Source organism: Pseudoalteromonas sp. Angola-4, assembly GCF_028599265.1.
Taxonomy (GTDB): domain Bacteria; phylum Pseudomonadota; class Gammaproteobacteria; order Enterobacterales; family Alteromonadaceae; genus Pseudoalteromonas; species Pseudoalteromonas atlantica.
This window is the reverse complement of the sequence record NZ_JAQREK010000036.1, coordinates 1-7,084: the sequence shown is the minus strand read 5'-3', so window position 1 is coordinate 7,084 and position 7,084 is coordinate 1. Positions and strand designations below refer to the sequence as shown.

The window sequence follows — 7,084 nt, the reverse complement described above, 5'->3', positions numbered from 1 at the left end:
AAGGCTTTAACATTATTTTAGCGAATACAGGTAAAGCTAAAAAGTATGCAGACGCGTTAAACATAATTCATAAAACAGACAAATCTGATGCAACGATGCTTGCCCACTACGGCTGTGCAAAGCACGCTGTCGTTGATTATTGGCAACCTGAAGCGTTAGAAGTTAGAGAGCTTAAAGCCCTTATCCGTCGTTTAGATGCGCTTGAGAGTAACCGACAACGAGAAGCTAACCGATTAGAAGCAAGTGAATTCAGCAACGTTTCAGCACGTGTTCGCCAATCGATAAAAGTGACTATCGCGTTTTTAGATGACGAAATTAAACAGCTTAAATCTGACATTGATGATCACATAGATAATGAGCCTGGTTTAAAAAGAAACAGGAAACTACTCGAGTCTATCCCTGGCATTGGGCCTGTATTATCGAGAGAGCTGACATATTTGTTTACGGCTAAAAAATTTAATAAAGCCAAAGAAGCAGCAGCTTATTGTGGGTTAATCCCACGTCACAATGAATCGGGTAAATTAAAAGGGCGAACATCAATCAGTAAACTTGGGCCAGCCAGAATTCGCTGTAAACTCTACATGGCAGCCATTGTCGCTGGGCAATGGAATAAAAGAATAAAACGACACAAGTTAACATTAATAAATAACGGTAAAACACCGATGCAAGCTGTGTGTGCAAATATGCGGAAGCTCATCCATATATGTTTTGGTGTAATAAAAAACCAAGAAGTGTTTAAGCTCCAAGAAAGTTAAATACGACCTTGAAGCTTAAAATGAGAGATGGTATCTACAAGTAATAGCATTTTTACTTATTGTGATTATTACATTGGCTTTACTTAGTTATATAAGCAAATAACGTTATTTTTCACACTCAATTAAGTAGTCATGAAATTCCCATGAAAACCAAGTGGTATTGAATGAGGCAGCCATGCCCTACAAACGGGGCCTTCACTTACCCTACTCGCCTTAAAAATGTTTACACATGTTCGTTTTGATGGCACATGTAAAGCTGTGCCTACTAGATACCCATTTCCTTCTTTTTGTGAGGTATCAACCACAATGTGCTCCTCGACTAGGTATTCTTTACCATATGTAAATATATCCTGTTTCCCTGTATTAGTATTAATAACACGCACAGAGTCACTCCACACATCACTTTCAATAGAAGATAATGTAACTAAAGTATCGTTTTTTAATCCCGTTAAATGATTATAAATACGAGGAAATTCACTCACCCCTGGTAAGGTTTCTTTCTTAGTTTGGCCATTTTTATATAGTGTAAATAACGTTGTTTTAGCCTGTTCAGGATGACTGACTCTACCTTGCATAACATCGCTCATATAATGCAAGTTATCTAGATTTGGATAAAGGCTAGCATCAAAGCGAATAGTGCCTTGTTGATCTTCCCACGCATTTCCAAAGTGAAAAGCAAACCCAGCATCAAGATTGAACTCTCTTTTTAAAGTCAGCGTTTCCTTATCAACAACAAGCACTCGCATTGGTAGTTTTTTGGCAAAACTTATTGCACCAAAATATGTATTTTTAGTTTTGTCTTGAATAATAGAAGGCAAAATAATAAGTAAGTGCTTATGAGTTACTAAAAAGTCGTGCAGCATGCCGCCTCGGTAATTAGTCTTTAAAATATTAACTTTTTGCGTTATCCCTTGTTTGTTCAAATGGTACAACACAATATCGCCGGTCGTGGTGCTGCCAAAATTCCAAATTGTGCCATCGGGATCAACCTTAGGGTGAGCTGAAAATGCCAACCCTTTTAAACTACTGCCATATTTAGTGTTTTTGCCAAGATCGACTAACCCCTTTGTGTTGAGAGTATTCGGATCAAGGGCTGTTGCTGAACCGGCTTCCCATAGAGCCCACAATTCATCGTTTACAGGTAATACATTTATATTAGCGGCATTAATACTGTCAGGGCCTGTAATTGAAAGACTATGCTTTAACTTGCTATCTGGGCCTGAAAATAAAAACTTCCCTGCTTGCTGCTCTTGCACAAATTTATCTGTATTAATAAACTTTGCCTGATGGGTCACCCCCTGCTTAGAGAATGAAAATTGCTGCACCATACCATCACCTTCAAACAAATGCGTATAGCGTTGCTCTTGCCTTTGGTGTATTGCGGGGCCGTTTCTATAAAATGCCCCTGTAAAATCAGCCGGTATTTTTCCTTCAATCGTTAGTGTTTGCTGCAGTATATTTTGCTTTAATCCAACAAAACCCTGTAAATCTGGATTGGTTAATAAAGCCTTATTAAAGCTCCGCGCGTTTTGCTTTAATAAATCACCTTCGTCTAAAGATAAATTAGCAAAAGATGGTAACGGGGCAACCGCTGCTGCAATAGATAAGTTAAATATATTTTTAAGTGCCTCTCTGCGTTCCATGCCGGTTCCCTCAGTAGTTAATAGTAGAGTGAGTTTTAACCGGTTGTTGAGCAACGTTAAACGACATTTGTTCATAGCTTGGTGGGCCAAAATTCACTATGGCGTTATTTGAAAAACCATACCCTTCAACTGGCAAGCCAAATAAATTGGTATCCATGGTGCCGTTGTCGTTTTCATCATGAAAATAGCGAATAGCATAATCACCTGCCTCAATGTCGTTAAACGTAACACTAACAGTACCCTCTTTTGCTTTTACTATTGTGGCACTATAAGGCTTATCAATCTTATAACCTTGCTTACCTTTATATAGTTGTATGTATAGCTTCCCATCATTATGCTTAATAGATTGAATATCAAATTGCACCGTTTGTGCCGATACAGGTACTATTGCTAAAGTAAGTGCAAACGTTGAAAGTTGTAATAAGTTCATGGTATTTCCTATCCCTAATAAGTTAAATTAACGAGGTCTTATTGGCTTGTTGAAGTAACAATAGAGATGACAGAAAACACCATCAATACACCTTTCGCGAGCTATACCTTAAATTTCGTAAAATAAGTAAAAAACTAGGAGTTCAATTGACGAATCGTGAAATAAACCATACTAATCAATACTTAATAAGTGGTTTAGAAATAAAAAACATTTTATCTGACTGCCTAGTTGTAGCTATTTTCGTGCTTTTTTTAACGTTCCTAAAACCATTTGGTATGCATCAAATTAGCTTTTTATACAGCGGAGCTTTTTGGACAATCATTTGCTTTAGTGGCTATGCGGTTTACTCACCCGTAATAAAAATTTTATCAGCAAGGTTATCTAATTCCTTACCCCAGCCCTTTAACAATGCGGCAATTAGGCTAATTATTTCAGCACTAACGGCCAGTGCCATCATGGCCCTTTTTGCCCCCTTTATCATTAACCTATTTTTTAACTCGCCTGAAAATTACTGGCAGTCACTCCCTATGTCTTTTTTAGCGTGTGTATTTATTGGCGGAGTTATTGCAGGTGTAAGTTCTATAAAAAGCATCTTAATACGCCAAAATAAACAGCTACAGCAAAGTGAAAAAGCACTTACTAATGAGTCTGAAAAAATCGAAACTATTCAAAACCAACAAGTAAACGAACTAATCAACGAATTACCTCTAGAAAAAAGAGGGAGATTAATTTGCTTGCAAATGGATGATCATTACCTAAATATAGTTACAGATAAAGGCCAGCACCTACTACTTATTAGGTTTAAAGATGCTTTATTAAAATTAGAAAATTACGATGGTTTTCAAACTCACCGCTCTTGGTGGGTATCGCGTGAAGCAGTTGCTGCGAGTAAAAAAGAAGGCAGAAAACTTATACTTATTATGGAAAATGGTTTGAAAGTACCCGTATCACAAACCTATTTAGCAAACGCCAAAGCAGCTTTAAACATTTAGCCAAAAGAAAGAGCCTTTAGTTAAGCGCCTACACCCCATAGCATTTATATTTAGCTGTGGTTATTACATTGGCTGTGCGTTGGGTTTCGCTTCGCTCAAACCAACCTACGGTTGTTGCATAGCTACAAGCTTGCGTATAATACCCGCATTCTGACTGTATGTGTTAGCCGCTAATTTGGACTTTAATAATGAAAAAACTCTCTGCAGTGCAAGTAAAACAGCAAGCACTTGTACTTAATACTGCCGAAAAATTAGAAGAGCAAGGCCGCGCTGAGCTCCCTGGTATGTTGCAATGCTGGTTTGATGTGGAATATCACTTATTTCCAAGTTCACTACTGCTGTGCTTTCAGTTTGAAAACGAGCAAGCCTTAGCAGCCGCAGAGCCAGATTTATTAAAGTGGCAAAAGCGTTTAAGCGGCGCAATGCTTAAAAAAGGCGTTATTTTAAAAGATATGCGTAAACATTTAAAATTTACGCTCAAAGGGCCTGATGAATAAAGCGAGGTTTTTAAAGGGGTATAAAGCCTTATGCTCGTATTGCCAAAGCACATAAAACCATAATGAAAAGCCATTGCATTGCCGTAACGGCTTTTTACTTTTCATTAGGACCGAAAGCAAAATCCATAGAGGTCAAATTCGTCTTTTTTATCAGCAGGTAATAGTAATTGATCATTGAGCAATACGAATGTACTTCAATATTAAAACGAAGGCTTGCTTGTTCAATACAGTATAAAAAACACTTAAAGTCGTCATCACTCAAAAAGGTGTTTTCACGCCCTCCTCCACGATTCACACATTATAAATGCATTCTCAACTCTATTCGCAACGGTCTAGATATAATAATTAACTCAATGAGCAATAAACTATAAATCTAGACCATTGATATATGAAGCCGAGATTTAACCCCTTTAGCCTTTTATTAAAGCTAATCGAAAATTAAGCCTTAAAAACCATCCTAAATTAATTTGTAATATAATCTTATTAAGTTTTGTTATTTAAAGATACTGTTTAGCCTTTTCACATGCAGACTCTAGCATTGATAAGCCTCTCACTTTATCTGAGCATAACTTATTCAAAATATTAATTGCAAAGCGTTCGCACCTTGGTAAAGTGTAAAGCTCATATTCTTGAGTAACACCGAGTGCAGACTGATAACTTAGCTGGTCAAAATATTCATTAGCTCCTAAAGCAGCAACTTCCTTTTTCGATTCCTCAGAAGAATGATATATTTCACTTAGTACACCATTAGCAAAGTCAACAACGCTATTACTTTCAGATAAATCATTTTTAAGAGAGCAAACACTAAGGTAAGGTGTAGCTTTGCCCACATCAAAATATAAATCATTTCCTGCCGCAAGCTGACTAAAAAGTATAATACTTATTAAACAAAAAGGCTTAATTAGTTTCACTCAGCATTTCTCCATACTTTTAGCAAACCATATATATTACTCCAATATATGATAAACAAGCCTATAGATTGAATCGAGCAAACGAACTCAGTACCAATAGCTAGCATAGCCAATGTTAGAATCGCCAGTAGACTTGAAAAGATAAATGAGATTATTAACAAGTCCTTATTAGAATGACCTTTAGCTTTCTTTTGAGTTATATGATGTCGAGCAAAAAGATTGATGCATATTAAGCAAAATATTACTATGCAGCCTTTTAATATCATTTAAATATCTTCCAGTTTAATTAAACCTCTTAAGATTAACTCTTTTTTTGCAGCCGCTTCATTTTTGCTTGAGCAGTACCACAAAAAAGTAGAAATAACAGTGACATATGCCGCTGCATAACTACTACCAATAAGAACTTTTGAGTTTTTAGTAAATTGTGAAGCGGCGGATTTAACTACTTCACTATTAGAGGCTTTCACTATTGCTTCTTTAGCCGCAGCTTTAACCCCGGTTTTTTTTATATTTAAAAGCGATTCTAAAATTGCAGGGACGCTTGTTCCTACGGACGCCACACCTAAAACGGCAGTTGCTTTAGCTAAGTCTTTATTATTTTCAAAAAAGGCTCTTAATTCTTTGTCACTCAAACTCCAGCTAAACCACTTTGGATAAAATGCTAACTGTGCAACAAGCCCATATAGATGCTCTTTAACAGGTCCACTTTTTATTGCTAAAATTGCGGCATTTAACTGTGTCTGTTTATAGCGACTTAACTGTCTATAGGCAATTAGGCCAGTTAATATAGGTAAGATATCATCTTCGTTTCTAATCTTATTTTCAATTTTTTTAGCATCTAAAATATTAATTAGAAAACCAATAGGATCTGATTTATATTGTTCTGTTACATAAGGTGATTTCATCAACTCTTCCTTGTTGTTGTGGGGGATTGTAGCTAAAATGATACTAATTAAGATAATTTAAATCAACTTTTTGGTAAAGATTTGTTGCCAACTTTTAAAATTCTCTTCTGTTATAGAAAAACGAAACATCCAGAAGCTACTTCATCTTCACGGTACCTTAGGAGTTAAAGAGGTAGCTCATTAGAAGGTTTTGGTCAAACTAGCAGCTATGTTTTCTTGATCTCTTTATTCAAAAACCAAGTATTCTTATTATTTGAACTCAATTTAAATATAACTACCCACCTAGTAATGACGTCGATTGGTGTGGATATGCACCAGTCACCCATATGAATTTAGGCTAAATTATTGATGATTATTTAAGGCCCTTGGCTTCGCCTCAGTCATCGTTTAGTACCAATGTTAGTCCAGCTCCTGTCTGTGTTTACACACTGCGCTATAACAAGTCTGTGGCTTATGCTTACACATAACCAACCCTTTGTAGCTTAAACATTGCGCATATCCTGTATTTAAAATATGAGCGGTTAACGTGCAGGCTCAATCAAATCTAATAGCTTTACCAACCCCGTTACTAGTTCAACACGCTAACCTAGGCAGAAAACTTATGCTTATTATCGAAAATGGTTTGGAAGTACCAGTATCACAAACCTATTTAGCAAACGCCAAAGCAGCTTTAAATATTTAGCTAAAAAAGAGCCTCTAGCAAACTATGGGAGTTCCACAGTTACTTAATTATCAAAGTAACTTAGGCTTTATTAATAGTAGAGGCGTCTGTAGACAATTTTGTAAAACTTTTCGAGCTATCGCCCGACGCGCCAGCAAGCTAAGCGCCTTGTATCTCTCGTTGATAAATGATTAGCTATCATTTATCACATCGAAGTCAGTGAGCTTGCCTTTGCGCCTAGTATTTAATACTGCTCCGTAGATAAAGCCCTGACTTTCTATTCTCACAAA

7 protein-coding genes are annotated in these 7,084 nt (G+C 36.6%); 3 read left to right on the top strand and 4 right to left on the bottom strand.

Features of this window, described 5'->3' with window-relative positions; translation table 11 throughout:
• A partial coding sequence (locus PSH48_RS20585; protein ID WP_273612279.1) for a transposase occupies positions 1 to 755 on the top strand: 755 nt, incomplete at its 5' end.
• A gap of 122 nt (positions 756 to 877) precedes the next feature.
• On the opposite strand, the gene PSH48_RS20580 is transcribed toward PSH48_RS20585, so the two are convergent.
• Positions 878 to 2,398, bottom strand: a complete 1,521-nt coding sequence (locus PSH48_RS20580; RefSeq protein WP_273612278.1) for a carotenoid oxygenase family protein — start codon at positions 2,396 to 2,398, stop codon at positions 878 to 880.
• 10 nt (positions 2,399 to 2,408) lie between these two features.
• Entirely contained in the window at positions 2,409 to 2,828 is a 420-nt protein-coding gene (locus tag PSH48_RS20575; RefSeq protein WP_273612277.1) for a DUF2141 domain-containing protein, read from the bottom strand.
• Positions 2,829 to 2,974: 146 nt separating this feature from the next.
• Between PSH48_RS20575 and PSH48_RS20570 the strand changes: the two genes are divergently transcribed.
• Positions 2,975 to 3,820, top strand: coding sequence for a LytTR family DNA-binding domain-containing protein (locus tag PSH48_RS20570; RefSeq protein ID WP_273612276.1), 846 nt, complete (start codon positions 2,975 to 2,977; stop codon positions 3,818 to 3,820).
• Between the two features lie 188 nt (positions 3,821 to 4,008).
• Positions 4,009 to 4,317, top strand: coding sequence for a hypothetical protein (locus PSH48_RS20565; protein ID WP_138542301.1), 309 nt, complete (start codon positions 4,009 to 4,011; stop codon positions 4,315 to 4,317).
• A 497-nt stretch (positions 4,318 to 4,814) separates the two neighbouring features.
• Here the strand turns inward: PSH48_RS20565 and PSH48_RS20560 are convergent, their stop codons facing one another.
• Both PSH48_RS20560 and PSH48_RS20555 read right to left on the bottom strand, forming a co-directional pair.
• A complete protein-coding gene (locus PSH48_RS20560; RefSeq protein WP_058154182.1) occupies positions 4,815 to 5,228 on the bottom strand; it encodes a hypothetical protein in 414 nt (137 codons plus the stop codon).
• 266 nt (positions 5,229 to 5,494) lie between these two features.
• Positions 5,495 to 6,133, bottom strand: a complete 639-nt coding sequence (locus tag PSH48_RS20555) for a hypothetical protein (RefSeq protein WP_273612275.1) — start codon at positions 6,131 to 6,133, stop codon at positions 5,495 to 5,497.
• Positions 6,134 to 7,084: the final 951 nt, after the last annotated feature.

Bases quoted from the DNA above. Each gene is read 5' to 3' on its own strand.
- PSH48_RS20580 (WP_273612278.1), bottom strand. From the start codon at position 2,398: ATGGAACGCAGAGAGGCACTTAAAAATATATTTAACTTATCTATTGCA.
- PSH48_RS20575 (WP_273612277.1), bottom strand. From the start codon at position 2,828: ATGAACTTATTACAACTTTCAACGTTTGCACTTACTTTAGCAATAGTA.
- PSH48_RS20565 (WP_138542301.1), top strand. From the start codon at position 4,009: ATGAAAAAACTCTCTGCAGTGCAAGTAAAACAGCAAGCACTTGTACTT.
- PSH48_RS20555 (WP_273612275.1), bottom strand. From the start codon at position 6,133: ATGAAATCACCTTATGTAACAGAACAATATAAATCAGATCCTATTGGT.